This window comes from Saccharothrix sabaoui (genome assembly GCF_051756985.1).
GTDB lineage: Bacteria > Actinomycetota > Actinomycetes > Mycobacteriales > Pseudonocardiaceae > Actinosynnema.
In genome coordinates this window covers 16,995-42,109 of sequence record NZ_JBPKJK010000050.1, presented here as the reverse complement: position 1 = coordinate 42,109, position 25,115 = coordinate 16,995, and the positions used below count along the sequence as shown (strand labels likewise).

Annotated in this window: 26 protein-coding genes and 3 tRNA genes; 19 read left to right on the top strand and 10 right to left on the bottom strand. The window is 72.9% G+C overall.

What is annotated here, in order from left to right:
• Window positions 1–3 precede the first annotated feature (3 nt).
• The 3 genes from wzm to ACR807_RS17860 form a co-directional block, all read right to left on the bottom strand.
• Window positions 4–912 carry a galactan export ABC transporter permease subunit Wzm/RfbD gene (gene wzm, locus ACR807_RS17870; protein WP_438922458.1) on the bottom strand — a complete coding sequence of 303 codons (909 nt, stop codon included), beginning with the start codon at window positions 910–912 and terminating at the stop codon, window positions 4–6.
• A gap of 58 nt (window positions 913–970) precedes the next feature.
• Window positions 971–1,834 (bottom strand): class I SAM-dependent methyltransferase, encoded by an 864-nt coding sequence (locus ACR807_RS17865; protein ID WP_438922457.1) that lies wholly within the window; start codon window positions 1,832–1,834, stop codon window positions 971–973.
• A gap of 137 nt (window positions 1,835–1,971) precedes the next feature.
• Complete coding sequence (locus tag ACR807_RS17860) at window positions 1,972–2,505, bottom strand: bacterial proteasome activator family protein (RefSeq protein ID WP_438922456.1); 534 nt, start codon at window positions 2,503–2,505, stop codon at window positions 1,972–1,974.
• 113 nt (window positions 2,506–2,618) lie between these two features.
• Here ACR807_RS17860 and ACR807_RS17855 point away from each other — a divergent pair, with 113 nt between their 5' ends.
• Together ACR807_RS17855 and ACR807_RS17850 are read left to right on the top strand one after the other, a co-directional pair.
• Window positions 2,619–3,818, top strand: coding sequence for a cysteine desulfurase-like protein (locus tag ACR807_RS17855; protein ID WP_438922455.1), 1,200 nt, complete (start codon window positions 2,619–2,621; stop codon window positions 3,816–3,818).
• A gap of 14 nt (window positions 3,819–3,832) precedes the next feature.
• Complete coding sequence (locus ACR807_RS17850) at window positions 3,833–4,474, top strand: class I SAM-dependent methyltransferase (RefSeq protein ID WP_438922454.1); 642 nt, start codon at window positions 3,833–3,835, stop codon at window positions 4,472–4,474.
• A 156-nt stretch (window positions 4,475–4,630) separates the two neighbouring features.
• Here ACR807_RS17850 and ACR807_RS17845 read toward each other — a convergent pair whose 3' ends face one another.
• The gene (locus tag ACR807_RS17845) at window positions 4,631–5,599 is read right to left on the bottom strand and encodes an NAD(P)H-quinone oxidoreductase (protein WP_438922453.1); all 969 of its coding nucleotides are present in this window, start codon (window positions 5,597–5,599) and stop codon (window positions 4,631–4,633) included.
• Window positions 5,600–5,655: 56 nt separating this feature from the next.
• Here ACR807_RS17845 and ACR807_RS17840 point away from each other — a divergent pair, with 56 nt between their 5' ends.
• Window positions 5,656–6,303 carry a GNAT family N-acetyltransferase gene (locus tag ACR807_RS17840; protein WP_438922452.1) on the top strand — a complete coding sequence of 216 codons (648 nt, stop codon included), beginning with the start codon at window positions 5,656–5,658 and terminating at the stop codon, window positions 6,301–6,303.
• Between the two features lie 62 nt (window positions 6,304–6,365).
• The gene (locus tag ACR807_RS17835; RefSeq protein ID WP_438922451.1) at window positions 6,366–7,892 is read left to right on the top strand and encodes a M28 family metallopeptidase; all 1,527 of its coding nucleotides are present in this window, start codon (window positions 6,366–6,368) and stop codon (window positions 7,890–7,892) included.
• A 221-nt stretch (window positions 7,893–8,113) separates the two neighbouring features.
• Here ACR807_RS17835 and ACR807_RS17830 read toward each other — a convergent pair.
• Both ACR807_RS17830 and ACR807_RS17825 read right to left on the bottom strand, forming a co-directional pair.
• Window positions 8,114–8,198: transfer RNA gene (locus tag ACR807_RS17830), tRNA-Ser, on the bottom strand.
• 17 nt (window positions 8,199–8,215) lie between these two features.
• Window positions 8,216–8,686, bottom strand: a complete 471-nt coding sequence (locus ACR807_RS17825) for a MarR family winged helix-turn-helix transcriptional regulator (RefSeq protein ID WP_438922450.1) — start codon at window positions 8,684–8,686, stop codon at window positions 8,216–8,218.
• A gap of 135 nt (window positions 8,687–8,821) precedes the next feature.
• Between ACR807_RS17825 and ACR807_RS17820 the strand changes: the two genes are divergently transcribed.
• Both ACR807_RS17820 and ypfJ read left to right on the top strand, forming a co-directional pair.
• Entirely contained in the window at window positions 8,822–10,549 is a 1,728-nt protein-coding gene (locus tag ACR807_RS17820) for a bifunctional metallophosphatase/5'-nucleotidase (protein ID WP_438922449.1), read from the top strand.
• 561 nt (window positions 10,550–11,110) lie between these two features.
• Window positions 11,111–12,019 (top strand): KPN_02809 family neutral zinc metallopeptidase, encoded by a 909-nt coding sequence (ypfJ, locus tag ACR807_RS17815; RefSeq protein ID WP_438922448.1) that lies wholly within the window; start codon window positions 11,111–11,113, stop codon window positions 12,017–12,019.
• Between the two features lie 54 nt (window positions 12,020–12,073).
• On the opposite strand, the gene ACR807_RS17810 is transcribed toward ypfJ, so the two are convergent.
• Window positions 12,074–12,505 (bottom strand): MarR family winged helix-turn-helix transcriptional regulator, encoded by a 432-nt coding sequence (locus ACR807_RS17810; protein WP_438922447.1) that lies wholly within the window; start codon window positions 12,503–12,505, stop codon window positions 12,074–12,076.
• Between the two features lie 82 nt (window positions 12,506–12,587).
• Between ACR807_RS17810 and ACR807_RS17805 the strand changes: the two genes are divergently transcribed.
• Window positions 12,588–13,544: a hypothetical protein gene (locus ACR807_RS17805; protein WP_438922446.1), complete on the top strand. Its 957-nt coding sequence runs from the start codon at window positions 12,588–12,590 to the stop codon at window positions 13,542–13,544.
• A 136-nt stretch (window positions 13,545–13,680) separates the two neighbouring features.
• Complete coding sequence (locus ACR807_RS17800; RefSeq protein WP_438922445.1) at window positions 13,681–14,430, top strand: sulfite exporter TauE/SafE family protein; 750 nt, start codon at window positions 13,681–13,683, stop codon at window positions 14,428–14,430.
• Here the strand turns inward: ACR807_RS17800 and hisC are convergent.
• On the bottom strand, window positions 14,427–15,494 hold the full coding sequence (gene hisC / locus ACR807_RS17795) for a histidinol-phosphate transaminase (protein ID WP_438922444.1): 1,068 nt from the start codon (window positions 15,492–15,494) through the stop codon (window positions 14,427–14,429). The two genes, ACR807_RS17800 and hisC, sit on opposite strands and share 4 nt — an antisense overlap.
• A gap of 118 nt (window positions 15,495–15,612) precedes the next feature.
• Here hisC and ACR807_RS17790 point away from each other — a divergent pair, with 118 nt between their 5' ends.
• The 8 genes from ACR807_RS17790 to ACR807_RS17755 all read left to right on the top strand — a co-directional run bounded on the left by ACR807_RS17790 (window position 15,613) and on the right by ACR807_RS17755 (window position 22,182).
• Window positions 15,613–16,290, top strand: coding sequence for a dienelactone hydrolase family protein (locus tag ACR807_RS17790; RefSeq protein ID WP_438922443.1), 678 nt, complete (start codon window positions 15,613–15,615; stop codon window positions 16,288–16,290).
• Between the two features lie 132 nt (window positions 16,291–16,422).
• Window positions 16,423–17,037 carry a hypothetical protein gene (locus ACR807_RS17785; protein ID WP_438922442.1) on the top strand — a complete coding sequence of 205 codons (615 nt, stop codon included), beginning with the start codon at window positions 16,423–16,425 and terminating at the stop codon, window positions 17,035–17,037.
• Window positions 17,037–18,479 (top strand): hypothetical protein, encoded by a 1,443-nt coding sequence (locus ACR807_RS17780; protein WP_438922441.1) that lies wholly within the window; start codon window positions 17,037–17,039, stop codon window positions 18,477–18,479. The genes ACR807_RS17785 and ACR807_RS17780 overlap by 1 nt, the downstream gene beginning before the upstream one ends.
• On the top strand, window positions 18,476–19,240 hold the full coding sequence (locus ACR807_RS17775) for an ESX secretion-associated protein EspG (RefSeq protein WP_438922440.1): 765 nt from the start codon (window positions 18,476–18,478) through the stop codon (window positions 19,238–19,240). The genes ACR807_RS17780 and ACR807_RS17775 overlap by 4 nt, the downstream gene beginning before the upstream one ends.
• A gap of 58 nt (window positions 19,241–19,298) precedes the next feature.
• Window positions 19,299–21,296 (top strand): acetoacetate--CoA ligase, encoded by a 1,998-nt coding sequence (locus ACR807_RS17770; protein ID WP_438922439.1) that lies wholly within the window; start codon window positions 19,299–19,301, stop codon window positions 21,294–21,296.
• Between the two features lie 131 nt (window positions 21,297–21,427).
• A tRNA-Ser gene (locus ACR807_RS17765) sits at window positions 21,428–21,517 on the top strand.
• 39 nt (window positions 21,518–21,556) lie between these two features.
• Window positions 21,557–21,632: transfer RNA gene (locus ACR807_RS17760), tRNA-Arg, on the top strand.
• 154 nt (window positions 21,633–21,786) lie between these two features.
• Entirely contained in the window at window positions 21,787–22,182 is a 396-nt protein-coding gene (locus ACR807_RS17755; RefSeq protein WP_438922438.1) for a hypothetical protein, read from the top strand.
• A gap of 58 nt (window positions 22,183–22,240) precedes the next feature.
• Here the strand turns inward: ACR807_RS17755 and ACR807_RS17750 are convergent, their stop codons facing one another.
• Window positions 22,241–23,332 (bottom strand): hypothetical protein, encoded by a 1,092-nt coding sequence (locus ACR807_RS17750; protein ID WP_438922437.1) that lies wholly within the window; start codon window positions 23,330–23,332, stop codon window positions 22,241–22,243.
• A gap of 95 nt (window positions 23,333–23,427) precedes the next feature.
• Here ACR807_RS17750 and ACR807_RS17745 point away from each other — a divergent pair, with 95 nt between their 5' ends.
• From ACR807_RS17745 to ACR807_RS17735, 3 genes are read left to right on the top strand one after another with little or no spacing between them, the layout of a single operon-like run.
• Window positions 23,428–23,589, top strand: coding sequence for a hypothetical protein (locus tag ACR807_RS17745; RefSeq protein ID WP_438922436.1), 162 nt, complete (start codon window positions 23,428–23,430; stop codon window positions 23,587–23,589).
• Window positions 23,590–23,814, top strand: a complete 225-nt coding sequence (locus tag ACR807_RS17740; RefSeq protein WP_438922435.1) for a helix-turn-helix transcriptional regulator — start codon at window positions 23,590–23,592, stop codon at window positions 23,812–23,814. It begins immediately after the preceding gene.
• 45 nt (window positions 23,815–23,859) lie between these two features.
• Window positions 23,860–24,243: a zinc-binding dehydrogenase gene (locus tag ACR807_RS17735; protein WP_438922434.1), complete on the top strand. Its 384-nt coding sequence runs from the start codon at window positions 23,860–23,862 to the stop codon at window positions 24,241–24,243.
• Between the two features lie 45 nt (window positions 24,244–24,288).
• Here ACR807_RS17735 and ACR807_RS17730 read toward each other — a convergent pair whose 3' ends face one another.
• Window positions 24,289–25,107 (bottom strand): serine hydrolase domain-containing protein, encoded by an 819-nt coding sequence (locus ACR807_RS17730; RefSeq protein ID WP_438922433.1) that lies wholly within the window; start codon window positions 25,105–25,107, stop codon window positions 24,289–24,291.
• Between the last annotated feature and the right edge of the window lie 8 nt (window positions 25,108–25,115).

Below are 25,115 nucleotides of genomic sequence, written 5' to 3'. Positions count from 1 at the left end.
CACTCAGACCCAGTAGGAGACGCGGGCACGGTAGTTGCGCAGCGCCAGGAGAGCCAGACCCCAGCCGACGACGGTGAAGCCACCGACGACGGCCCAGTGGTGCCAGCTCTGCTCGTGGCCGAGCAACGGGGCCCGGACGATCTCCAGGAAGTGGTAAAGGGGGTTCAGCTCGGCGATGAGGATGCGCCAGTCGCCGTTCGCGCCCACCTTGTTGAGCACCCCGGTGTGCCACACGATCGGCGTCATGAAGAACACCAGGTTGATGAAGCTGTGGACCACCGGCGGGATGTCGCGGAACCGCGTGCTGATGATGCCGAACAGCAGCGCGATCCAGACCGCGTTGACCGCGATCAGCAGGAACCCGGGGATGGCGAGCAGGATGCCCCAGCTGATGCCGGGGTGCATCTGCGGGTCGCCCTCCATGAAGTACGGGTGCGTCAGCTCCGGGAAGAAGATGACGAGCACGACCAGGTACACCACGAGGTTGTGGGCGAAGAACAGCACCTGGCGCCACACCAGGCGCAGCACGTGCACGCTGATCGGCGCCGGCAGGTGCTTGATCAGCCCCTCGTTCGCGATGAACACGTCCGTGCCCTCGGTCACGCACCCGACGATGAAGTTCCAGATCACGAAGCCGGCCGTCACGTACGGCAGGAAGGTGCTGATCTCCTGCCCGAACAGCGCCGAGTAGAGCAGGCCGAGCGCGAGCGCCGTGGTGCCCATCGAAATGGTGATCCACAGGGGCCCGATGACCGACCGGCGGTAGCGCTGCTTGATGTCCTGCCAGCCGAGGTGGCCCCACAGCTCGCGGTTGTTCCAACCCTCGCGCACGTCCGCGACCGCGCGGGCAAACGTGCGGGAGTTCGACGCGGGGGGCGCTGGGGGCCTTTCAGCCGTACTGGTGGGTTGCACGGGAGATGAGACTACCGGCGGCGTCTCGGCGGCTCGTCCCTGGTCGGTCACGGTGCGGTTACCGCCCCGTCGCCGGCTCGGGGACGTTCGTCACCCGGACGATCACCTGCTCGTGGTCGAACGTGTACCCCTCGTAGCGGAACTCGGTGCCGGTGCGCTCGACGTACTCCGTCCACGCCTTGTACTCGTGGTCGCGCCACCCCTGGTAGTTGAAGTACTCGTCGAACAGCACGACGCTGCCCGCGCGCAGCCGGGGGCCCACCAGGTCCAGGACGGTCTTCGTCGACGAGTACAGGTCGCAGTCGACGTGCAGGAACGCCACCTCGCCGGGGTGCTCGGCCAGGAAGCCCGGCAGGGTGTCGTCGAACCAGCCGGCGATCAGCTCGGCGCCCGGCACGTCCGGCAGCTCCTCGACGCCGAACGCGCCCGCGTCGAACCCGGTCCGCCACGCCTCGGGCAGCCCCACGAACGAGTCGAAGCCGTAGACGTCGTTGTCGGCGAGCGCCGAGGCGATGACCTTCAGCGTGGTGCCCGTGTAGACGCCGAACTCCAGCGCCATGCCCGGCCCCTCCGCCAGCGACACCGCGTGGGTCAGCGTCGCGTGCGGGTCGGGGAAGTGCGGTGCGGTCGGCATGCTCTCCAGGACGAACCCGGCGCTGTCCGCCGCCGCCTGCCGCTCGGCCGCGAACACCAGGTCGCGCCGCGCGCGGTGCTCGAAGCCCGCCGTGATCTCGGCCATCCGGTCGAAGCGCCGGTGGACGTCCTCGCGGAGCGCGCCCAGTTCGCCGCTGAGCGCGTCGAGCCTCCGGTTCTGCTCCTCGTGGTAGGGCGCGACGGCCTCGGCGACCGCGCGGAGGAGTTTGTCGCGGAGACCGCGCCTGACCCGGTCGGCCTGGAGGCTGCGGAGGACTCGGTCGAGCACCTGTACTGCTCCTCGGTGGTCAAGAGGGTGGTGGCTGTGGTGACCATCACCGTCCGGCACGGCGACCGGCTTGTAAAGCACCTGTTATCCGATCGCCGCGGACGGGGGTCCGGGCGATCCTGCCGCACCCGCCCCGCTCACAGGTACTGGCCCGTGCCCCGGATGTGCGGGCCCGCTTCGGCCTCCCCGGCGCCGGAACCGGCCGGCAGCGCCCGGCCGCGCATCTGCTCCAGCTGCACGCGCGCCGCCATCTGCTGGGCGAACAGGGCCGTCTGGATGCCGTGGAACAGGCCCTCCAACCAGCCCACCAGCTGCGCCTGCGCGATCCGCAGCTCGGCGTCCGAGGGCGTGCCCTCCTCCGTGAACGGCAGCGACAGCCGCTCCAGCTCGTCGCGCAGCTCCGGCGCCAGGCCGTCCTCCAGCTCGTCGATGGACCGCTTGTGGATCTCCTTCAGCCGGTTCCGGCTGGCCTCGTCCAGGGGGGCGGCGCGCACCTCCTCCAGCAGCTGCTTGATCATCGTGCCGATCCGCATGACCTTCGCCGGCTGCTCCACCAGGTCCGTCACGTCCTGGCCGCCCGGCTCGCCGCCGGCCGGCACGCGCGCGGCGCCCACCGGGGTGCCGTCCGGACCGACCACCACCACGTGCCGCTCGTTCTCCGCCTCGTTCATGCCCACCATCCTGGCCCGATCAGGTGGTCGCCGCCGAACCGGGTCGCGGATCGGGCACCGGACCCCCGGCCCCTGCTGTCGCGCCCGCAGGCGTCCTCCGTACGGTGTGCGGCATGGCGTTCGACGTCGCACGAGTCCGCGGCCTCTTCCCCGCGCTCGGCGACGGCTGGGTTCATCTGGACGCTCCTGCGGGGATGCAAGTACCCGAACAGGTGGCCACGGCCGTCTCCACCGCGCTGCGCGCACCCGTCTCCGGGCCGGGTGGCATATTCCCCGCCTCGCAACGCGCCGAGGCCATCGTCGACGCGGCCCGGCGGGCCGTGGCCGACCTGGTCGGCGCCGACCCGGCCGGCGTCGTCCTCGGACCCAGCTCCGCGGTGCTGCTCCAGCGGCTCGCCGAAGCCCTGTCCGACGGCTGGTTCCTCGGCGACGAGGTCGTCGTGTCCCGGCTGGACCACCCGACCAACATCAACCCGTGGCAGCGGGCCGCGCAGCGCACCGGCAGCGTCGTGCGCTGGGCCGAGGTCGACATCGAGACGTGCGAGCTGCCCGCCTGGCAGTACGACGACCTGGTCACGCCCCGGTGCAAGCTGGTCGCGGTGACCGCCGCGTCCGGGTCCGTCGGCACCCGGCCGGACCTGCGCAAGATCGCCGAGTCCGCCCGCCGCGCCGACGCCCTGGTCGTCGTCGACGCCTCCTCGGCCGCGCCGTTCGTGCCGCTCGACATCCGGTCGATGGGCGCCGACGTGGTCGCCGTGTCGGCCAACAACTGGGGCGGCCCGCCGGTCGGCGCCCTGGTGTTCCGCGACCCGTCGATGCTCGACCTGCTGCCGTCGGTCGCCGTCGAACCCGGCGCGCGCGGCCCCGAGCGGCTGGAGCTCGGCCCCCACGCCTACCCGCTGCTGGCGGGCCTCGTCGCCTCGGTGGAGTACCTGGCCGGGCTGGACGACGCGGCGGTGGGTCCCCGAAGGGAGCGCTTGCTCACGTCCCTGGGTTCGGTCAAGGCTTACCAGGCGGGTCTGCTGGCTAACCTCATCAACGAACTGCGGTCGCTCCGTCACGTCATGGTGATCGGGGACGCCATGCGGCGCGTGCCGGCGCTGGCGTTCACGGTGGCCGGGGTGAAGGCGACCGACGGCGTCGAGCACCTGTCCGAGCGAGGGGTCTGCGCGTTCGCGGACTCCGGGCAGCACGGCGTCTTCTCGGTGCTGGGGGTGGGCGAGGTCGGCGGGGCGATCCGCGTCGGGCTCGCGCACTACACGAACGCGGTCGAGGTGGACGAGCTCGTGCGGGCGGTCGCCGAGCTGGGGTGAGGTGGAGGCCGGGCTTGGACGACCTGCTGTCGCGCGAACTGGCCGACGTAGCCGCACTCCACCGCCTGGCCCCGCTGATGTCGGAGTACCTGCCGAACACCGCGCACGAGCTGCGCCCCGCCGCCCTGGCCGCCGTCGTCGACGAGGTCCTCCTCGGCTCGCGCACGGTCCTCGTCGAGTGCGGCAGCGGCGCGTCGTCGGTCGTCCTGGCCCGCCTCCTGGCGCGGCGCGGCTTCGGCCACCTGCTGTCGGTGGAGCACGACGAGCGCACCGCCGCGTTCGTGGCCAGCCAGCTCCGCCGGGAGGGCCTGGGCCACGTGGCGCGCGTCGTCCACGCCCCGCTGGCCCCGCACCCGGCGGCGCTCGGCAGCGCCCACTGGTACGACCCGCAGCTGGTGCACGACGAGGTGTCGTACTACGTGGAGCGCTACGGCCTCGTCGACCTGCTGCTGGTGGACGGCCCCCTGCTCGGCGACGCCCGCTACCCGGCCCTCCCGGTCTTCCGGGGCGTGCTGGCGCCGGGCGCGGCGGTCCTGGTGGACGACGCCGAGCGCCCGGGCGAGCAGACCGTGCTGGTCAGGTGGGCGGAGGAGTTCTCCCTGCGCTTCCGCCCCACCCCCCGCACCTCCCTGGCCACCGCCACCGCCCTGAACTGACCGCGCCCCCGACGCCCCCGCGAGTCCTGCGTTCGCGTCCCGCGAGTCCTGCGCTCCCGCCCCGCGAGTCATGCGTTCGCGACCCGCGAGTCCTGCGTTCGCGACCCGCGAGTCCGACGCTCATGACCGGCGAGTCCTGCGTTCGCGACCCTCGGGTCAGACCTCCAGCACCACCTTGCCGAACACCTCGCCGTCCTCCAGCGCACGGTGCGCGTCCGCCGCCCGCTCGATCGGCAGCACGCGGTCCACCACCGGCTTCACCCGGCCGTCCGCGATCATCGGCCACAGGTGCTCCCGCACCTCGGCCACGATCCGCCCCTTGCCGTTGCGCCCCTCCACCGGCCGGAACCGCAGGCCCGTCCCGCTGATCGACCCGCGCTTCGCCAGCAGCTTGCCGATGTTCAGCTCGCCCTTCACGCCGCCCTGCATGCCGATCACCACCAGGTGCCCGTCCGGCGCGAGCACGTCGACGTTGCGCCCCAGGTACGCGGCGCCCATGTTGTCCAGCACCACGTCCGCCGCGCCGACCACCTCGACGAAGTCCTGCTCGCGGTAGTTCACCAGCACGTCCGCGCCCAGCTCCGCGCACCGCGCCAACCTGGCCGACGACCCCGCCGTCACCGCGACCCGCGCGCCCAGCGCCTTGGCCACCTGGATCGCGTGCGTGCCGATCCCGCCCGCGCCGCCGTGCACCAGGAACGTCCCGCCCGCCTCCAGGCCGCCCAGCATCACGACGTTCGACCACACCGTGCACGCCACCTCGGGCAGCGACGCGGCCGTGACGAGGTCGACGCCGCCGGGCACCGGCAGAAGCTGCGCGGCCGGCACGACGACCCGCTCCGCGTACCCGCCGCCGGCGAGCAGCGCGCACACCTCGTCGCCGACGGCCCACCCCCCGACGCCCTCGCCGACCGCCTCCACCGTGCCCGAGCACTCCAGCCCGAGCACGTCCGACGTGCCCTTCGGCGGTGGGTAGTGGCCCTGCCGCTGGAGCAGGTCGGCCCGGTTCACGGCGGTCGCCGCCACCCGGAGCAAGACCTCGCCGGGACCGGGTTCGGGGTCCCGAACCTCTCCCCACACGAGCACGTCGGGGCCGCCGGGTTCACGAATGGTGATCGCGCGCATGCCGCCGACGTTAATCCGGTCGCGCCGCACCCGCGAGATCGTCACCATCCACGGGCATGGACCACTGGCCCTTCGCGGACCTGGTACTCCGCACGCCGCGCCTCGAACTGCGGCCCGACGACGACGCCGGCCTGCGCGAACTGGTCGACGCGACCCTGCGCGGCATCCACCCGCCGGGTTACATGCCGTTCGGCGTGGGCTGGACCGACGCGCCCCGGGAACGGCTGGGGATCGCCACGCTCCAGCACTACTGGGGCGCGCGGGCGAGGCTGTCCGCCGCGAGCTGGACGCTGAACTTCCTGGTGCGGCTGGACGGCCGGGTCATCGGCACGCAGGGCCTGGGCGCCGACGACTTCGCCGTGCTGCGCGAGGTGACCAGCGGGTCGTGGCTGGAGATGGCGCACCAGGGCAGGGGGTACGGCACCGAGATGCGCGCGGCCGTGCTGCTGTTCGCCTTCGACCACCTCGGCGCGCTGGTCGCTCGGTCGAGCGCGTTCGACGACAACCTGCGGTCGCACGGCGTGAGCCGCCGGCTCGGGTACCGCCCGGACGGCACGTTCCGGCAGGTGCGCCGGGGCGAAGCGGCCCGGCAGACCCGGCTGGTGGTGACGGCCGAGGAGTTCCGCCGACCCGACTGGCGGCTCGACGTGAAAGGCGTCACGCCGTGCTTGCCCCTGCTCACAGGGCGAGAACCCGTCGATTGACGGATTGCTTTCACGGGGTTGCTTTGTGAGGGTTCGGCAACCGAGTGAAGGGGAACTCGATCATGTCAGGTAGAACCGGGATCCGACGGGCGGCCGTGCTGGCCGCGTCCGCGTCCCTCGCACTGGTCGCCGTGCCGACCGCGGGTGCGGCACCGTCCGGGCTCGACGGGCCCCAGTTGGCCAAGAAGCTCACCAAGAACGTCACGCTGGAAGGGGTCAACCGCCACCTGATCGCGTTCCAGCGCATCGCCGACCGCAACGACGGCAACCGCGCGGCCGGCACGCCCGGCTACGACGCGAGCGTCGACTACGTCGCGGGCAAGCTGCGCGGCGCCGGCTTCGACGTGTCCACGCCGGAGTTCACCTACCCGGTGCAGATCACCGACGCGGCCGTGGCCAAGGTCGGCACCACGACGTACGAGAACATCCCGCTGGAGTTCTCGCCGCAGACGCCCGCGGGCGGCGTCACCGGCCCGCTGCGCGTCGTCCCCGAGGACGGCACCCCGGGCTGCGAGGCGACCGACTTCGCGGGCCAGGACTTCACCGGCTCGATCGCCCTGATCCGCCGCGGCGCGTGCACGTTCGACATCAAGCACCGCAACGCCGCCGCCGCGGGCGCCATCGCCGTGGTCATCGCCAACAACGTGCCGGACGCCAAGCTGTCCGGCGTGACGCTCGGCGCGCCCGGCGTCGTGCCGACCGGCGGCGTGACCCAGGCCGACGGCACCGCCCTCGCGGGCCGCGCCGGCCAGCCGGTGACGGTCGACCTCCGGTACCACGAGGAGGACCGGATCTCGCGCAACGTCATCGCGCAGACCAAGACCGGCCGCAAGGACAACGTCGTGTTCGCCGGCGCCCACCTCGACAGCGTCGAGAACGGCGCGGGCATCAACGACAACGGCACCGGCTCGGCCGGTCTGCTGGAGACCGCGCTCCAGCTCGGCGGCAAGCCGAAGGTGGAGAACGCGGTGCGCTTCGGCTGGTGGGGCGCGGAGGAGCTGGGCCTCGTCGGCTCGACGGAGTACGTGCGGTCGCTGTCGTTCGAGCAGCAGCTGGACATCGCGCTGTACCTGAACTTCGACATGATCGGCTCGCCGAACGCGGGCTACTTCGTCTACGACGGCGACGACTCCGACGCCGTCGGCGCCGGTGCGGGTCCGTACGGCTCCGGGCAGATCGAGCAGGCGTTCGTCGACTACCTGGAGACCGAGAAGAAGATCGCCACCGAGGGCACCGACTTCACGGGCCGCTCGGACTACGGCGAGTTCATCGCGAACGGCATCCCCGCCGGCGGCCTGTTCACCGGTGCCGAGGTCCTCAAGACCGAGGCCCAGGTGGCGAAGTGGGGCGGCACCGCCGGTGTCGCGTACGACCCGAACTACCACGGTCCGGGCGACAACCTCGGCAACGTGGACCGCAAGGCCCTCGACCGGAACTCCGACGCCCTCGCCTGGGTCACCGCGTCGTACGCCATCAGCACGGAGGACGTGAACGGCGTCCCGTCACGCGCCAAGCGCGCCGACGTCCGCGCGGCGGCCAAGACGCGCGCCCTGCACGTCGAGCACCACACGCACGCCGAAACCGCCTGACCCTAGGGGTTTCACCACGAGGGCCGGTCCTCCTCCGAGAGGGCCGGCCCTCGCCGCGCGCCGGGCGTCCTCGAACACCGGGCCGGCCTGGTTCTTCGTCATCGCGAGGACCCGGGTGTGCGGCAGTGCAGGCCCACGACGAACGGACCCGCTCACGCACCCACTACCGCGAGAGGGGGCGCGGCCGGTCCCGGGAGACCCGCCGCACCCCCTCCGACCTGCGGAAGCGGAGGGATTTGAACCCCCGGACGGTTGCCCGTCTCCCGCTTTCAAGGCGGGTGCATTCGGCCGCTCTGCCACGCTTCCCGGTGTGCCGCAGCAGGCTACCCGTCCACCGACCTCAGGTGCGTGATGACCCGGTCGAAGACCTTCGCCACCACCTCCTGGTCCGCCCTCGGCAGCAGGTCGATCATGTGCGTCCGCACGCCCTCGACGTGGGTGGGCGCGGCGCGCTCCAGCAGGGCCATGCCCTGGTCGGTCAGCTCGGCGAACACGCCCCGACCGTCTTCCGGGCACTCGCGCCGCCGCAGGAGGCCGTCCCGCTCCATCCTCGCGACCTGGTGGGAGACGCGGCTCTTGGACGACGCCACGTCATCCGCCAGCTGCGACATCCGCATCCGCTTGCGGGGGCGTTCGGACAGGCGCACCAGGACCTCGTAGTCGGCCAGCGAGAGCCCGTGGCGGTCCTGGAGTTCGCGGTGCAGGCGGTCGGCGAGCATGGCCGCCCCCACCACGTAGTTGCGCCACGCGCGCATCTCCCCGTCATCCAACCAACGCGGTTCGTGATCGGTCACCCCACCAGGCTATGCCGCGCACATCTCCGTTAACGGACGATCCACCCGGACGTCTGGTGCACGCCGCTTCCGGGAGGCAAACTCCTCCGCCGTAGTGCGCCCTCCTACCGGGGCGCAGCCAGGGAGGACCCCCACATGACCCCGTCGAGTCGCACCGCACGCCGCACGGTCGCGCTCGCGGTGACCGCCGCCGCCGCACTGGCGGTCACCGTCGCGCAATCCCCCGCACAGGCCGACAACAAGCCGTCACGCACGGTGGACGTCCGGCTGATCGGCATCAACGACCTGCACGGCAACATCGAGCCCCCGACCGGCTCGTCGGGCCGGGTCACGCTGTCGGACGGCACCGTGGTCGAGGCCGGTGGCGCCGCGTACAACGCGACGCACATCAAGAAGCTCCAGGCCGAGGTGAAGAACTCGGTCATCGTCGGCCAGGGCGACCTGATCGGCGCCTCGCCGATCGTGTCGGCGCTGTTCCACGACGAGCCGACGATCCAGGTCCTCAACCAGGTCGGCATGGACACCACCGCCGCCGGCAACCACGAGTTCGACGAGGGCTACCGGGAACTGCTGCGCGTGCAGAAGGGCGGGTGCCACCCCGTCGACGGCTGCCAGTTCACCGACACCTACAAGGGCGCGGACTTCCCGATCCTCGGCGCCAACGTCACGCTCGCCAAGAACGGCCTGCCGGCCCTGCCGCCGTTCTGGGTCGAGTTCCGCGACGGCGTCCCGATCGGCTTCATCGGCATGCCGCTGAAGGACGTGCCGATCCTGGTCGACCCGAACGGCATCAAGGAGCTGCAGTTCGGCGACGAGGTCGCCGCCGCCAACCGGTACGCGGACCTGCTGAACTGGCTCGGCGTGAAGTCGATCGTGCTGCTGATCCACCAGGGCGACAGCACGAGCGGCGGCGGCCCGGACGACTGCCGCACGGTCGAGGGCGGCCCCGGCCGCTCGATCGCCGAGCGGGTCAGCCCGAAGATCGACGCGATCTTCTCCGGCCACAGCCACCAGCACTACAACTGCACGGTCACCGACCCGGCCGGCAACCCGCGCCCGTTCATCGAGGGCCTGGCGTTCGGCCGCGAGCTGTCCGTCGTCGACCTGAAGATCGACAAGCGGACCCGCGAGGTCGTGCGGAGCGCCACGGTGGCGCGCAACAGGGTCGTCACCAAGGACGTCACCCCGGACCCGGAGATCCAGTCGATCATCGACCTGGCCAAGTCGAAGTCCGGCCCGATCGCGAACCGCCCGGTGGGCACGATCGCGGCGGACGTCCCGCGCGCGCAGAACCCGGCGGGCGAGTCGCCGCTGGGCAACCTGATCGCGGACTCGCAGCTCGCCGCGACGCGGGGCAACGGCGCGGTCCTCGCGCTGATGAACCCGGGTGGCGTGCGCGCCGACCTGACGTACGCCTCCTCGCCCGCGGGCGAGGGCAACGGCGTCGTCACCTACGGCGAGGCGTTCACCGTGCAGCCGTTCGGCAACATCCTCCAGACGGTCACGCTGACCGGTGTGCAGGTCAAGGCCGCGCTGGAGCAGCAGTGGCAGGTCGTCAACGGCGCGACGCGGCAGATCGTGCTCCAGCCGTCGAAGGGCCTGACCTACTCCTGGTCGGCGTCCGCCCCGATCGGCTCGAAGGTGTCGAACGTCGTGCTCAACGGCGCGCCGCTCGACCCGGCCGCGAGCTACCGAGTGACGATCAACAGCTTCCTCCAGGGCGGCGGTGACGGCTTCAGCGCCTTCACCGGCGGCACCGCGATCACCGGTGGCGGCATCGACCTGGACGCGTTCGCGGCCTACCTGACCGCGAACCAGGGCACCGTCCCGCCGGCGCTGGACCGCATCACCACCACGCCGTGACGACGCGCGCGGTGGGCGTCCCGGACGTGAAGGGGCGCCCACCGCGCGAGCACCCGCCACCCGGGCACCCGCCGTACGAACACCCACGGTGAATTCCGTTTCACCAGTTCAGGGCGTTGCCGAGGGGTTGCGGCCGGGGCCGATCAAGCGCATGCTCGGAACAGGACCTGCCACCGGCGGACACCTCAGCAGCACCGCCGGCGGCACGCCCGGAAGGGGTAGGTGGTGCGGTGCAGACAAGTCCTCGCAGTGACGATCCGCGCACGACCGCGACCCCGCGGGCGGAACGGGCCAGACCGTCCCGCACGTGACCACAGCGGTCGACGAGGGTCCGGGCACGCGCTGCCGCAGGCAGCCTCGACGTGCTTGACGCTGTTGACCCGGGTTGTCCAGGCGCAGTCTCCACCGTCGGCGCCGACCGAGGTCCACGCCACCTCGTCACCAGCGGTTTCGTCGCTTCCACTAGTGGGAAAACCCGGGTGCGGTGCCCCGACGTCGGGCCCCGCACCCGGGGCCTGCTGTTGTGCGGCTCCAGTGGGCCCCCCTTGGTTGGAGGACGCGGTGCAGTTCAACGAGGACGCCGAGCTCGACACGTCACAGGTCAACGACCAGCGCGGCGTCGGTGGACGCGTCGCCCTGGGCGGCGGTGGCCTGGGCATCGTGGGCCTGATCCTGTACTTCGTGCTCTCGCAGCTCGGCGGTGGCGGCGGCATCCCGCTGCCCTCCGGTTCCGGGTTCGGCGACGTCGGCCAGGACCAGCAGGTCGGGTCCGAGGCCATCAAGGAGAAGTGCAAGACCGGCGCGGACGCCAACCGCGAGGCGGACTGCCGGGCGGTCGCCTTCATCAACTCGATCCAGGGCTACTGGACCGACCAGTTCGCGCGGTCCGGCCGCACCTACCAGCAGGCGCAGACCAACTTCTTCTCCGGCGGCGTGCAGACCCGCTGCGGCAACGCGACGTCGGCCACCGGGCCGTTCTACTGCCCGGCCGACGCCCAGGTCTACATCGACCTGACCTTCTACCAGGAGCTCCGGCAGAAGTTCGGCGCCGAGGGCGGCCCGTTCGTCGAGGCGTACATCCTGGCCCACGAGTACGGCCACCACGTGCAGAACATGCTCGGCACGTCCGACCGCGTCGGCCAGGAGTCCGGCCCGACGTCGGGTTCGGTGCGGCTGGAACTCCAGGCCGACTGCTACGCGGGCGCCTGGGCGAACCACGCGCAGTCCGTGCCCACGGCCTCCGGCAAGCCGCTGATCAGCGGCATCACCCAGGACGACGTGAACGCGGCGCTGGACGCGGCGGCGCGCATCGGCGACGACTACATCCAGAGCGAGCTGGGCGGCGGCCGGGTCGACACGACCCAGTTCACGCACGGCTCGTCGGCGCAGCGCCAGAAGTGGTACACGACCGGCTACGAGAGCGGCGACCCGGCGCGCTGCGACACGTTCGGCACCGACAACCTGGGCTGACCCGGCACCGACGACCCGGGCCGACCCGGCGGCGCTCACCCCGGGCCGATCCGCCTACCCCTCGGTCAGCACCTTCGAGCAGCGGGCGAGGAGCGCGCGCAGCGTGGCGCGCTCCTCCTCGGTGAACTCGTCGGCGAGCCGCCGCTCGATCGCCGACGCGCGCTCGTCCGCGACCTCGAACGCCCGCCGGCCGGCCTCGGTCAGGCGGGTCTCCAGCACGTTGCGGTGCACCTCGTGCGGCACGCGGGCGATCAGCTCCGCCGACTCCAGGTTGCGCAGGACCGTGGTCATCGTCTGCGGCGTCACGCGGCAGCGGCGGGCCAGCTCCGCGGCGGACACGCCGGGGTGGTCGGTCAGCACCAGCAGCGCCGCGTACTGCGCCGCGGTCAGGCCCGCGGGCCGCACGGCCTGCTGCTTGAGCAGCATCAGCTCGTGCTCGACCCGCTTCACGTCGCCGCCCAGGCGCTCCTCCAACGGCATGCCCATGCGCCGATCGTAAAGCGCGTTGACGAGTATCAGAGGTCTGATCTAACTTCGTGCACGTACTCATACACGTGAACGGAGCACCATGCGTCTCCTGATTTCCTCCCTGCTCGTGCTGGTCGCGCTCGCGGCACCCGTGCGGGCGCACCCGTCACCGGACGTCGTCACCGGCCGCTCGGCCGCGCTGCACCCCGAGGGCATCGCCTGGGACCCGCTGCGGCACGCGTTCCTGCTCGGCTCGACCCATCGGGGCACCGTCGAGGTCGTCGGGCGCGGCACCACCCGCACCCTGGTGAGCGACCCCCGCATGGTGTCCGCGTTCGGCGTCCACGTCGCCGGCGGTCGCCTCTACGTCGCCCACGCGGACATCGGCCTGGGCGCGCGCTCCACGCCGGCCACCACCTACCGGTCGTCCGGCCTCGGCGTGTTCGACCTCGCCACGGGCCGCCCGCTGCACGTCGTCGACCTCGCCATCGGCCCCGGCCGGCACAGCGCCAACGACGTCGCCGTCGACCCGGCCGGCACCGCCTACGTGACCGACCCGTCGTCCGACGCGCTGTACGCGGTGGACCGCCGGGGCCGGGCGCGCGTCCTCGTCCGCGACCCGAGGTTCGGCAGCGGCACCATCGGCCTCAACGGCATCGCCTGGCACCCGGCGGGTTTCCTGCTGACCGTCCGCTACGACACCGGCGCCCTGTTCGCGGTGTCCCGCGCCGGGCTGGTCACCGAGGTGGCCACCGACCGCGCGCTGGTCGGCGGCGACGGCATCGCGCTCCGCCCGGACGGCTCGCTCGTCGTCGTCACCAACGCGCTGGCCGCGCCGGGCGAGGCGGCGGTCACCGTGCTGCGGTCCGCCGACGGCTGGCGCACCGCCCGCACGACCGCGCGCACCGCGCCGTGGCCGGACGACGAACCCACGACGGTCACCCGTTCCCCGCACGGCGAGTACGTCGTGGACGGAGACCTCGGACCGCTGGTCACCGGCACCGGGCTGTCCGACGCGCACGTGCTGAGGAGGTTCCGCGACACCCCCGCCCGGTGAGCGGTCCGCGGCCGGGGCCGACGACCCGCGGGGACGGCCGAGGGGGCCGGGCCGGTGTCGGGATTCCCACACCGCGCCCCGCCCGACGCGGTGTTAGCGTCCGCTGACGACCGCGAGAGCAGGGGAGAGTGGGCTTGTGACGACGCTGGAGGCGATCCTCGTCGTCCTGGCCGGGGTCTTCGCCGGCGGCATCAACACCGTGGTCGGGTCCGGCACCCTCGTCACGTTCCCGGTCCTGCTCGCCGTCGGCTACCCGCCCGTCGTGGCGAACGTCTCCAACAGCCTCGGCCTCGTGCCCGGCTCGCTCAGCGGCGCGTGGGGCTACCGGCGCGAGCTGGTCGGCCAGGCCGGCCGGGTCAAGCGGCTGCTGCCCGCGTCGGTCCTCGGCGCGGTCGTCGGGGCCGTGCTGCTGGTGGTGCTGCCCGAGGACGCGTTCTCCGCGATCGTCCCGGTGCTGATCGCCGTCGCCCTCGTGCTGGTGATCGCCCAGCCGTGGCTCAACCGCAAGCTCGCCGAGCGCGAGCGCCAGGAGCACGGCGGCGTCGCCCTGTGGGTCGGCGTGTTCCTCGCGGGCATCTACGGCGGCTACTTCGGCGCCGCCCAGGGCGTGCTGGTGATGGGCCTGATGGGCGTGCTGATGAGCGAGCACATCCAGCGGATGAACGCCCTGAAGAACGTGCTGACCGCGTTCGTGAACCTCGTCGCGGGCATCCTGTTCATCTTCATCGCCGACGTGGCGTGGCTCGCCGTGCTGCTGCTCGCCCTCGGCTCGGTCGTCGGCGGCCAGATCGGCGCCAAGGTCGGCCGCCGACTCCCACCAGCCGCGCTGCGCGCGGTGATCGTGGTGGTGGGAGTCGTGGCCATCGTGCAGATCCTGGCGCGCTAGCCCGCGAACGAGCGCGCCGCCGCGAGGAACGCGTCGTTCTCCGCGGGCTCGCCGACCGTCACCCGCGCGCCGTCGCCCGCGAACGCCCGCACCACCACCTTGTGCCCGAGGCAGTGCTCGTTGAACGCCTCCGTGCGCTCGCCCAGCGGCAACCACACGAAGTTCGCCTGCGACTCGGGCACCTCGAACCCGGCGGCCACCAGCGCGTCGCGCACCCGCGCCCGCTCCGCCACGACCGCCCGGCAGCGCTCCATCAGCTCGTCCTCGGCGTCCAGCGACGCGAGCGCCGCCACCTGCGCCAGCGCGTTCACGCTGAACGGCACGTAGACCTTGCGCAGCGTGTCGGCCACCGCGGGCGAGGCCACCGCGTACCCGACGCGCAGCCCGGCCAGGCCGTACGCCTTGGAGAAGGTGCGCAGCACGGCCACGTTGTCCCGGCCCGCCGCCCACATCCGCTTGGCCAGCTCCACGCCGTCCGGCACGTCCGCGCGGTCGACGAACTCCTTGTACGCCTCGTCGAGCACCACCAGCACGTCCGACGGCACCCGCTCGACGAACCGCTCGATCTCCGCCTCGGTCAGCGCGGTGCCGGTCGGGTTGTTCGGGTTGCACACGAACACCAGCCGCGTGGCCGGGGTGATCGCGTCGGCCATCGCGTCCAGGTCCAGCCCGTGGCCCGCGGTCAGCGGCACCCTGGTCTGCTTCGCGCCCACGACCGCGGTGACGAGGGGGTAGGCCTCGAACGAGCGCCAGGCGAACACCACCTCGTCGGCCTCGGTGCAGGTGGCCTGCACGAGCTGCTGGCACAGCGTGACGGAGCCGCAGCCCACCGCCACCCGGTCGACGGGCACGCCCAGCTTGCCCGCCAGGCGCGCCACGAGGTCGGTGGCGGCGGTGTCGGGGTAGCGGTTCACGGCGGTGGCCGCGTCCGCGATCGCCCGCACCACGCTGGGCAGCGGTCCGGCCGACACCTCGTTGCTGGCCAGCTTGATCGCGCCGGGGATGGTTTTGCCGGGGACGTAGCTGGGCAAGGACACGAGGTCGGCACGGGTTCGCACGGTCATCCAAGGGCTCCCTTCGGGGTTCTGCCGCACGGTAACCCCTGTTGGGGCCCGATGGGCACACCCGCCGTCCGGCAGCTCACGTTGACTGGCGTTCACCCCCACGTGGAAGGGTTGCCGCATGACACCTACCCGCACCGAGACGATCTCCCTCACCGACGGCCGCGAGCTGACGCTGACCGTCGCCGAGCCGGAGAACGCCGTCCGCGGCGGCCTCGTCGTGCTGCACGAGGCACGCGGCGTGACCGACACCGTCCGGGGTCTGGTGGGCACGCTGGCCGAGGAGGGGTGGCTGGCGGTCGCGCCGCACCTCTACGACGAGGTGTCCGGCGACGAGGCCCCGGCCAAGGTCAGCGGCCTGTCGGGCGAGGACGTGCTGGCGGACACCGACGTCGCGTTCGTCTGGCTGGGGCAACGCGGCGTGAGCCCGGACCGCATGGGTGTCATGGGCTTCGACCTGGGCGGATCGGTCGCGATGGTCGTTGCGGGAAGCCGAACCATCGGCGCGGCGGTCACCGTGGGTGGCGGCGGCATCCTCGAACCGCTCTCGGCCGGCCTCCCGTCGCTGGTGGAGGTCGCGGAGGAGCTGACGTGCCCCTGGCTGGGCCTCTACGGCGACGACGACGCCGAGATCCCGGTCAGCGACGTGGACAAGCTGCGCGACGCGGCGGCGGCGGCGCCGGTGGCCACCGACGTCGTCCGGTTCGCCCGCACCAGCCACCGCTTCGACACCACGCCCGAGGCGAGCGCGGAGGCGTGGCAGCGGGCGTTGAACTGGTTCGACTCGCACCTGCGTTAAGGGTCTTGTCGGAGGCTTGGAACCGAACGGCCTTCCCGGTACATCTAAGGGGAGCGTCCGGAACGCCTGATTCGGTCGCCGGTGGCTAACGCGCGGTACGGCTGCGGCGAATCGCAGTGCAGGGGGTAGTTGATGAGCGACGGGAACACGGTCAACCTGACGGCGGGTGCACCGACGGTGCAGGTCCCGCCGGGTTTCACGCCGTCCGCGGTACCACTACCCGCGCCGGTCGCACCACCCGCGCCGGCCGCCCCGGTCGCCGACCCCGGCGCGACCGTGACGCTGCCCGCGCCCGTGACGCTGCCGGCGACCGCCGGACCGGTGGCCGCGCCGGTGGTCGCGGAGAGCTTCGCGAAGGCCGCGCAGACCGACCTCGACAAGGCCAACGTCGCGCTCGACGCGGTGGACAAGGGCGCCGTCCAGCTCGACCTGGACAAGCAGGGCGTCGACGACCTGCTCAAGCTGATCTCGCAGGCGCGCGGCCTGGTCGACACCGTGCACAGCAGGGCGGTCAACAACCTCGACGTCGAGCTGAAGTTCGGCAACAACTGGGTGAGCGACGCGATCAGCAGGCGGCTCCGCGAGGTCGCGGTGGGCAACGAGGAGTCGGCGGTCAACGTGATCGGCGACTTCATGCAGGTCCTCTTCGAGGTCGAGGAGACCATCCGCGAGGCCGCGCGCAACCTGGAGGAGGCCGACGACGAGGCGGCGGACGCCTTCGGTGCCGCGGGGGAGGCTAAGGGCTGATGGGCGACAACAAGCACGGCGGTCACGGCGGCGGTCACCACGGTGGCGGCAACGGCGGCCACGGCGGTGGTGGCCACAACGGCAACCACAACGGCAACCACAACGGCGGCCACGGCCAGGGGCACGGCGGCGGTGGTCACGGTGGTGGTCACCACGGCGGTCACGGCGGTGGCGGCCACGAGGGCGGTCGCGAGAAGCCGACCGACCTCGGCCAGAAGGTCGACTGGATGACCTACAGCCACCAGCAGCTGTGGGAGATGGTCAACACCGGCGTCGACCTCAAGGCCGCGGGCAGCGCCCAGGCCGACTGGGCGACCGTCGGCAAGGCGCTCGGCGAGGTGCAGGAGCTGCTGGCCCTGGCCATCAGCCGGTCCGCCCAGGCGTGGGAGGGCGGCACGGCCGACCGCGCCCGCGAGGCGCTGGAGTCGGTCGAGAAGTGGGCGCTGAACACCAGCGAGCACGCCGACAACGTGGCCAAGTGCATCGCCACCGAGATCGAGCACGTGCAGACGGCGCGCGAGATGATGCCGCCGCCCGCGCCCGCCCCGCCGGCCGTCACGCCGGTCGAGGGCGCGACCGGGACCCCCGTCGCGACCCCGGTGGCCACCCCGACCCCCGTCGCCACGACGCGCTCGCCGTTCGTCAACGAGGTCGCCGCGCCGGTGGGCCACGACGCGCTGACGCCCACCGAGCGGGGCATCGGCACCCCGCGCCTCGGCGGTCAGCACGGGACCGGCGCGTTCGTCGGCATCGACACCATCGCCGCGCCCGCGGTCGACTCGGTCGTCGCCGCCGACGCGGGCCACCGGCAGGCCGCCGAGGTCATGGCGCTGTTCCAGCAGAACTCCTACGCGGTCGACCGGACCGTGCCCTCGTTCGCGCCGCCGGTCAACCCCGTCGCGCCGCCCCCGCCGCCGCCCGTGGTGGTGACCGGCGGTCCGGTCACCGCCCCGTCCGCGCAGGACGGCGTCGCCACCGGCGGTCCCGTCGCGGTCAACAACCAGCAGCAGCACCAGCAGCAGGGCAACCAGCAGCGCCCCGGCGGCGGGCAGCAGGCGTTCGGCCGCGGCGGGTTCGCGGGCGCGCGCGGCGGCTACGGCGGCGGGCGCGGCGGCGGGCCGGTCCCCGTCGGCCCGGTCGGCGGTGGCGGCGGCGGCGCGGGCAGCCCGCTCAGCGCGCCCGGCACCACCAGCGGCACCCTCGGCGGTGACCGCGGCTCCGGCTCCGGCACCCCCGGCAGCGTGACCAGCACGTTCCAGGCGCCGAAGTCCGTCACGCCGCAGGCGGGCATGATCGGCGCGGCACCCATGGCGGCCCCGCCGCCCGTCGCCGGTGGTGGCGTCGGCGGTGAGCGCGACCACAACCGCCCGAACTACCTGGAGGACGACGAGAACGTGTTCGGGCTGGACAACAAGGCAGCACCCCCGGTGATCGGCCTGTGACCGAGCGCATCTTCCGGCTCAGCGAAGTGGAGTTCTTCCTGCTCTGGCAGGCCGTCCACCGCGACGCCCACCCGGTACCGCTCGGCACCAGGCACTTCGGGCACACCCAGGCCGAGCGCGCCCGCCTGGTCGAGTCGGCGTCCCGCGACCTCGCGTCGCGGGGCTACGGCACCGTCCAGCGGCCCGACGAGGAGCTGTACGGGTACCTGCGCGGCCTCGCCGAGTTCGAGGTCGGCCTGGAGGTCTTCTTCACCCTGCGCGGCGCCCGGGCGCGCGGCCTGGCCACCGCCGCGTGGCACGGCGCGTTCGCGGGCCGGCTCGGCGACCAGGTGCAGGTGACCGGCTTCCGGCCCACCGCCCTCGCCGCCACCACGGTCAACACCCTGCCGCCCGCGCCGCCCGGCACCGGCCGGTCCGTCAACGTGCGCTGGGACGACTACCTGGCCGCGGGCCGGGCGGGCGAGTCCGACGGCAGCGAGGGGTTCCTCGACGTGCTGCGCGGCGTCGGCCTGCGCGAGCCGGAGGCGAACACCCTGATGCGCGCCGTGGTCTCGCGCAGCGGCGGCGGGCAGGTCGGCGTCATCGCCCGCAACCGCGCCGGCTACCTGCACCCGACGGGCGCGGTCGTGTCCTGGTTGGACAGCCGCGAGGGCCGCTACCTGGTGCGGCGGGACGACGCGTGGCTGGTCGTGGCCCCCACCGACGCGCCCCGGCTGATCTCCGCGGTCGAGGGACTGGTGGCGAGCGCCGGCCGGGCGTGACCCGGTGTGTGGATGACGACTGTGGTTCCGCGCCGCTCCATCGGCTAGGAACTCAGGTATGACCGAGATGCGTGCCGGCACCGCCGCCGGCGAGGCGGAAGTCCTGTGGCGCCCGGACCCCGACCGGGTCGCGGGCAGCCGGATGGCCGCGTTCCGCTCCTGGCTGTCCATCGACAAGGGCCTGGAGTTCCCCGACTACCCGTCGCTGTGGGCGTGGTCCACCTCCGACCTGGAGGGCTTCTGGGGCGCCGTCGCCGAGTTCACCGGGGTGACGTTCCACGACGCGCCCACGCGGGTCCTGGAGGCCCCCGTGATGCCCGGGGCGTCCTGGTTCCCCGGCGCCACGCTGAACTACGCCGAGCACGCCCTCAAGGGCCCGGACGACGCCCTCGCGGTGCTGTTCGAGCGCGAGGACGGGCTCTCGTCCCGGCTGACGTACGGCGAGCTGCGCGCCCGCGTGGCCGCCGCCCGCGCCGGGTTCGAGTCGCTCGGCGTCGGCGCGGGCGACCGCGTCGTCGCCCTCGTGCCGAACTCGCCGGAGGCCCTCGTCGCCTTCCTGGCCGCCGCGTCCCTCGGCGCCACCTGGTCCTCGTGCTCGCCGGACTTCGGCGCGCGGGCGGTCGTGGACCGGTTCGCCCAGGTCGAGCCCAAGGTGCTCGTGGCCGTCGACGGCTACCGGTACAACGGGCGCGCGTTCGACGTGCGGCCCACCGTGGAGCGGCTGCGCGCGGAGATCCCGTCCCTGGCCGCCACCGTGCTGGTCGACTACGTCGGCGGCGGCACCCTGCCCGGCGTCGTGGCCTGGGACTCCCTGCTGGCGACGTTCGCCGACGCGCCCCTCGCCTTCACCCCGGTCCCGTTCGACCACCCCCTCTGGGTGCTGTACTCGTCCGGCACCACCGGCCTGCCGAAGGGCATCGTGCAGGGCCACGGCGGCATCGTCGTGGAGCACCTGAAGATGCTGGCGCTGCACAGCGACCTCGGTCCCGGCGACCGGTTCCTCTGGTTCACCACCACCGGCTGGATGATGTGGAACTTCCTCGTCTCCGGCCTGCTCGTCGGGTCCACCGTCGTCCTGTTCGACGGCAGCCCCGCGCACCCGGACCTCGACGTGCTGTGGGACCTGGCCGAGCGGCACCGGGTGACCTACTTCGGCACCTCCGCCCCGTACGTCCAGTCGTGCCTCAAGGAAGAGCTGGAGCCCGCCGCCCGCCACGACCTGTCGGCGCTCCGCGTCGTCGGCTCCACCGGCGCGCCCCTCACCCCCGAGGGCTTCCGCTGGATCGCGTCGGCCGTCGGCCCCGACGTGCAGATCGCCTCGGTGTCCGGCGGCACCGACCTGTGCACCGCCTTCGTCGCCGCCGCCCCCGACCTGCCCGTCTGGCTGGGCGAGCTGTCGTGCCGCGCCCTGGGCGCCGCCGTCGCGTCCTACTCCGAGTCCGGCGCCCCCGTGGTCGACGAGGTGGGCGAACTCGTCATCACCGCGCCCATGCCGTCCATGCCGGTCTTCTTCTGGGGCGACGAGGACGGCTCGAAGCTGCACGACGCCTACTTCTCGACGTTCGACGGCGTGTGGCGGCACGGCGACTGGATCAGGATCACCCCGCGCGGCTCGGCCGTCATCTACGGCCGCAGCGACTCCACCCTCAACCGGGGCGGGGTCCGCATGGGCACCAGCGAGTTCTACCGGGTCGTCGAGGGCGTCGAGGGCATCGCCGACTCGCTCGTGATCGACACCTCCGGCGCCGGCCGGGCGGACGGCGAGCTCCTCTGCTTCCTGGTCCTGGAGGACGGCGTCGACCTGGCCGACGTCGAACCCGCCCTGCGCCGCGACCTGCGCGCCAACCTGTCCCCGCGCCACGTGCCGAACCGCTTCGTCACCGTCGACGAGGTGCCGAGGACGCTCAACGGCAAGAAGTGCGAGGTGCCGGTCAAGAAGATCCTCGCGGGCACCCCGCCCGAACGCGCCGTGAGCCTCGACGCCCTGCGCAACCCGGCGTCCCTGGACCCATTCCTGACCATGGCGCGAGACGAACGTCACGATCTTCCCCGCTGACCACCCCAACAGCGCCCCCCGCCGCCCGTCGCACGTGCCGTGACCAGCACGTATGCCGCAAGGAGGGGGGCGTTTTGCTATCCGCCGGAAGACCTGTGTAATCTATGCGTCGTAGCCGAGGGGTTCCGCCGGGAGGCTTCGCCTAGTCTGGTCTATGGCGCCGCACTGCTAATGCGGTTTGGGGTAACCCCCCATCCCGGGTTCAAATCCCGGAGCCTCCGCAACACCCGGCCTCGGTTGGGTGACAACTGAAGAACGATGCGCTCGTAGCTCAACGGATAGAGCATCTGACTACGGATCAGAAGGTTGCAGGTTCGAATCCTGCCGAGCGCACCAACCCAGAGGTCCCGTGGAATTCCACGGGACCTCTGGTGCATTGGCGACCGCGACCTGTTCGTCGGCGGTGTCGGGCAACCCCGGGGGGCGAGCAACCCCGGAGGCGGTCGGGGCGTGTAACCCACTGATCGACACCGATCACCGGGAGGAACGCATGGGGATCGTCAAGCCGACCGCCGCGGGGGCGCTGGTCGTCGCCGCACTGCTCGCCGGTGCCGGTCCGGCGACGGCGCGGACCGAGGTCGGCGCGCGCGGCGCGCTCTACACGGTCACGGCGTGGCACGACGTCAACATCCGCACCTGCCCCGCGTCGACGTGCGCGCGGGCGGGGTCATTGGTGGCGGGGCAGAGCAGGAAGGTCGAGTGCTGGGTGCGCGGTGAGCGGGTGACCGACGCCGGTATCACCAACGACGTCTGGTTGCAGGTGGACGACGCCGACGAGGACAACGGCGACCTGTGGTCCAGCGCCGTCTACTTCCACGGCAACGAGTACGCGAACGTGCCCCCCGACGCGGAGTGCCCGGACGCGCCGGTGCCCGCCGGGCGTTGAGCCCGGCCACCCGGGGGCCGCGGCGGGAACGCCCGCCGCGGTTCCCGCCGGGCACGGCCTAGTCCGCGACCAGGTCCCACGGCTGGCCCCGGCGGTCCTCGGTCACGGCGACCACGACCCGGTGGTGCGCCGTCACCGCGAGGCCGTTGCCGTCCCGCTCGCGCCACCGGCGCGCGGCGGCGGTGGACTCGGCCGGGGTGAGCGGTTCGTCGAGCAGGGCGAGCAGCAGCGAGCCGCGTGACGGGTCCACCGGGTCGAGCTGCACCCAGCGGCCCCGCGCGGGGCGGCTCGCCACGACGGCGCCGTCGACCGGGGCGGACTCGAAGAGCTGCTCCTCGATGCCGCGCAGGGTCGCGCCGCCGACCTCGAACAGGCTGACCGGCGACGTCCGGTCCGGGCTCGGCCGCCCGGTCACGTCGACCTCCTCCCGCACCGCCGCGACGGGGTGCGCGATGGCCGGCAGCGCGTCCGCGTCCCCGTGCCCGATCGGGCCGGACAGCCAGTCGACCTGGTCGCGCGGCACGAAGAAGTCCGCGGTGACGCCGCCGCCGGTCAGGTACGCCCACGTCATGACGAGCGGGTGGTCGTGCAGGTGCGCCCACGGCAGGAGCCGGTTCAACCGCTCCCGCTGGAGCCTGGTCGACCGCGGCGGGTTGCTCGACCGGCCGCGCGCCTCCCCGGCGAGCAGCACGCCCGGCGCGCGGAACAGCAGGTCGGGGCGCACGCCGTTCTTCCGCGACGACGCGGCGAGCGTCATGGGCAGCGCGTCGAAGCCGCTCAGGGCGTCCGCGCCCGCGGTCCACTCGTAGGCGGACTGGACCGCCGCGGTGAGCATGCCCAGCCCGAACGTCTCGCTCACGAACCGCCGGATGTGCATCGAGCCGGCGCGGAAGTCGTCCTGCCGCAGGGTGAGCCGCCGGGTGGGGTCGGTGCCGAGGTGGTTCTGGAGCAGGCGCAGCTCGTTGACGCGGGTGTCGTACCTGACCCGGGCGGGCGCGGCGGGCGCCATCGCGTTGACGTAGACCAGTTCGGCGATGTTGACCGGCAGCCGCGCGTGCGGCCCGACCGCCTCGACCTCGTCGACGACGGGGTAGCCGTCGGGGCCGGGGCGGGTCGTCCAGCGGAACCGGCGGATGGTCACCACGCTCATCCCGCGAAGCCTAGGCCATGTCAAACATTTTTGACATGGTGTCCGCCGCGCCTGACACTGGCCGTGTCGAGAACAGCTGACGCGGGGAGGGGTCGATGTCGTACGAGGACAAAGGCACCCGGTTCGGCACGGTGCTCCCGCCGGCGCCGGCGGAGGCGCCGCACTCCCGGATCGCCCACGCGATCTGCGCCGTCTTCGCGACCCGGGCGGTGGTGGGCGCCCCGGCGGAGCTCGTGGCCCACCGGCGGGGGTTCTGAGTGGGCAAGCCGACCAGGATCACCAACTCGATCCGGGCGCTGCGGTTCGCGCACGGGGAGATGACCCAGGCCGAGCTGGCCAGGCGGGTCGACGTCACGCGCCAGACGGTCATCGCCATCGAGCAGGGCAGGTACTCGCCGTCCCTGGAGACGGCCTTCCTGATCGCCCGCGTTTTCGGGGTGCCGCTCGGCGACGTGTTCCAGTACCCGGAGGAGGACGGGTGAGGGCGCTGATCACCGACGCGACGGGGCTGCGTCGGCACGTACGCCGTGCAGATCGCCGAGCCGGAGGGGCCGCTCCTCGGCCTCCGGGCGAGGCCCCTGGTGCACCGGGACCGCCTCGACGACCTGGTCGCGCTGCGCGGGCTCGTCGAAGCCGGCAGGGTCACGCCCGTGCTCGACCGGACCCACCCGCTCACCGAGGTCGCACGCGCCGTCGAGGACGTGCGGCGGGGCCGCGTGCGCGGCCGGGCGGTCGTCACGCCGTGGTCCGGGGGCTGTGCCGTGCGCGGGCACAGCCCCCGGGTCGTCACCGGCGAGCCGAGCTGGATCGCGCTGCCCTCGCGCACCGGGTCGGCGACGAGGTCGCCCACGTGGCCGGGCCGTCGTCACCGGCGTTGCGGACGAAGTTGCCGCCCACCACCGACCCGGTGACGCCGGTGCGGAAGCTCAGCGCAACCACCCGGCGGACGCCGTGCGTCAGCCGTGCCCCCGCCCCAGCTCCGCCAGCACCCCGTCGGTGAACGCGGGCCACGCGCCCACCGCCCACTCGCCGAACTTCCGGTCGGTCAGCGCCACGCACGCCGCGCCCGCGTCCGGGTCGATCCACGCGAACGTGCCGCTCTGCCCGAAGTGGCCGACCGTGCGCGGCGAGCTGAGCGACCCCGTCCAGTGCGGCGACTTGCCCGCCCTGATCTCGAACCCGAGGCCCCAGTCGTTCTCCGCCTGCACCCCGAACCCGGGCAGCACGCCGCGCAGCCCCGGGAACACCACCGCCGTCGCCTCGGCCACCAGCTCGGCCGACACCAGCTTCGGCGACTGCACCTCGGCCGCGAACCGGACCAGGTCGGACACCGTCGACGTGCCGCCCGCGCCCGCGTGGCCGTCGAGGCTCGTCGACGCCATGCCCAGCGGCGCGAACACGGCCTCGTGCAGGTAGGTGGCGAACGGGATCGAGGTGGCCCCCTCCACGAAGTCGGCCAGCACCCGGAACCCGGTGTTGGAGTAGATCCGCTTCGTCCCCGGCGCGGCCTGCACGTCGTCCGAGTCGAACGCCAGCCCCGAGGTGTGCGTGATCAGGTGGCGCACGGTCGCGGGCCCGGCCTGCTGGTCCCACTCCACCGCGCCCTCCTCGACCGCGACCAGCACCGCGTACGAGGTCAGCAGCTTCGTCACCGACGCCAGGGGGAAGCGGTGGTCCACCGGGCCGTGCTCGCCCAGCACCTCCCCGTCCGCGCGCACCACGGCCACCGCCGCGGTCTCCACCGGCCACGACGACACAGCCCGCAAGCTCTCCATGCCGCAGA

What these genes read in the sequence shown, in the direction of transcription:
- ACR807_RS17860 (WP_438922456.1), bottom strand. Translation starts at nt 2,505, where the DNA reads ATGAACGAGGCGGAGAACGAGCGGCACGTGGTGGTGGTCGGTCCGGAC.
- ACR807_RS17855 (WP_438922455.1), top strand. Translation starts at nt 2,619, where the DNA reads ATGGCGTTCGACGTCGCACGAGTCCGCGGCCTCTTCCCCGCGCTCGGC.
- ACR807_RS17845 (WP_438922453.1), bottom strand. Translation starts at nt 5,599, where the DNA reads ATGCGCGCGATCACCATTCGTGAACCCGGCGGCCCCGACGTGCTCGTG.
- ACR807_RS17840 (WP_438922452.1), top strand. Translation starts at nt 5,656, where the DNA reads ATGGACCACTGGCCCTTCGCGGACCTGGTACTCCGCACGCCGCGCCTC.
- ACR807_RS17835 (WP_438922451.1), top strand. Translation starts at nt 6,366, where the DNA reads ATGTCAGGTAGAACCGGGATCCGACGGGCGGCCGTGCTGGCCGCGTCC.
- ACR807_RS17820 (WP_438922449.1), top strand. Translation starts at nt 8,822, where the DNA reads ATGACCCCGTCGAGTCGCACCGCACGCCGCACGGTCGCGCTCGCGGTG.
- ACR807_RS17810 (WP_438922447.1), bottom strand. Translation starts at nt 12,505, where the DNA reads ATGGGCATGCCGTTGGAGGAGCGCCTGGGCGGCGACGTGAAGCGGGTC.
- ACR807_RS17805 (WP_438922446.1), top strand. Translation starts at nt 12,588, where the DNA reads ATGCGTCTCCTGATTTCCTCCCTGCTCGTGCTGGTCGCGCTCGCGGCA.
- hisC (WP_438922444.1), bottom strand. Translation starts at nt 15,494, where the DNA reads ATGACCGTGCGAACCCGTGCCGACCTCGTGTCCTTGCCCAGCTACGTC.
- ACR807_RS17790 (WP_438922443.1), top strand. Translation starts at nt 15,613, where the DNA reads ATGACACCTACCCGCACCGAGACGATCTCCCTCACCGACGGCCGCGAG.
- ACR807_RS17785 (WP_438922442.1), top strand. Translation starts at nt 16,423, where the DNA reads ATGAGCGACGGGAACACGGTCAACCTGACGGCGGGTGCACCGACGGTG.
- ACR807_RS17780 (WP_438922441.1), top strand. Translation starts at nt 17,037, where the DNA reads ATGGGCGACAACAAGCACGGCGGTCACGGCGGCGGTCACCACGGTGGC.
- ACR807_RS17770 (WP_438922439.1), top strand. Translation starts at nt 19,299, where the DNA reads ATGACCGAGATGCGTGCCGGCACCGCCGCCGGCGAGGCGGAAGTCCTG.
- ACR807_RS17755 (WP_438922438.1), top strand. Translation starts at nt 21,787, where the DNA reads ATGGGGATCGTCAAGCCGACCGCCGCGGGGGCGCTGGTCGTCGCCGCA.
- ACR807_RS17750 (WP_438922437.1), bottom strand. Translation starts at nt 23,332, where the DNA reads ATGAGCGTGGTGACCATCCGCCGGTTCCGCTGGACGACCCGCCCCGGC.
- ACR807_RS17745 (WP_438922436.1), top strand. Translation starts at nt 23,428, where the DNA reads ATGTCGTACGAGGACAAAGGCACCCGGTTCGGCACGGTGCTCCCGCCG.
- ACR807_RS17730 (WP_438922433.1), bottom strand. Translation starts at nt 25,107, where the DNA reads ATGGAGAGCTTGCGGGCTGTGTCGTCGTGGCCGGTGGAGACCGCGGCG.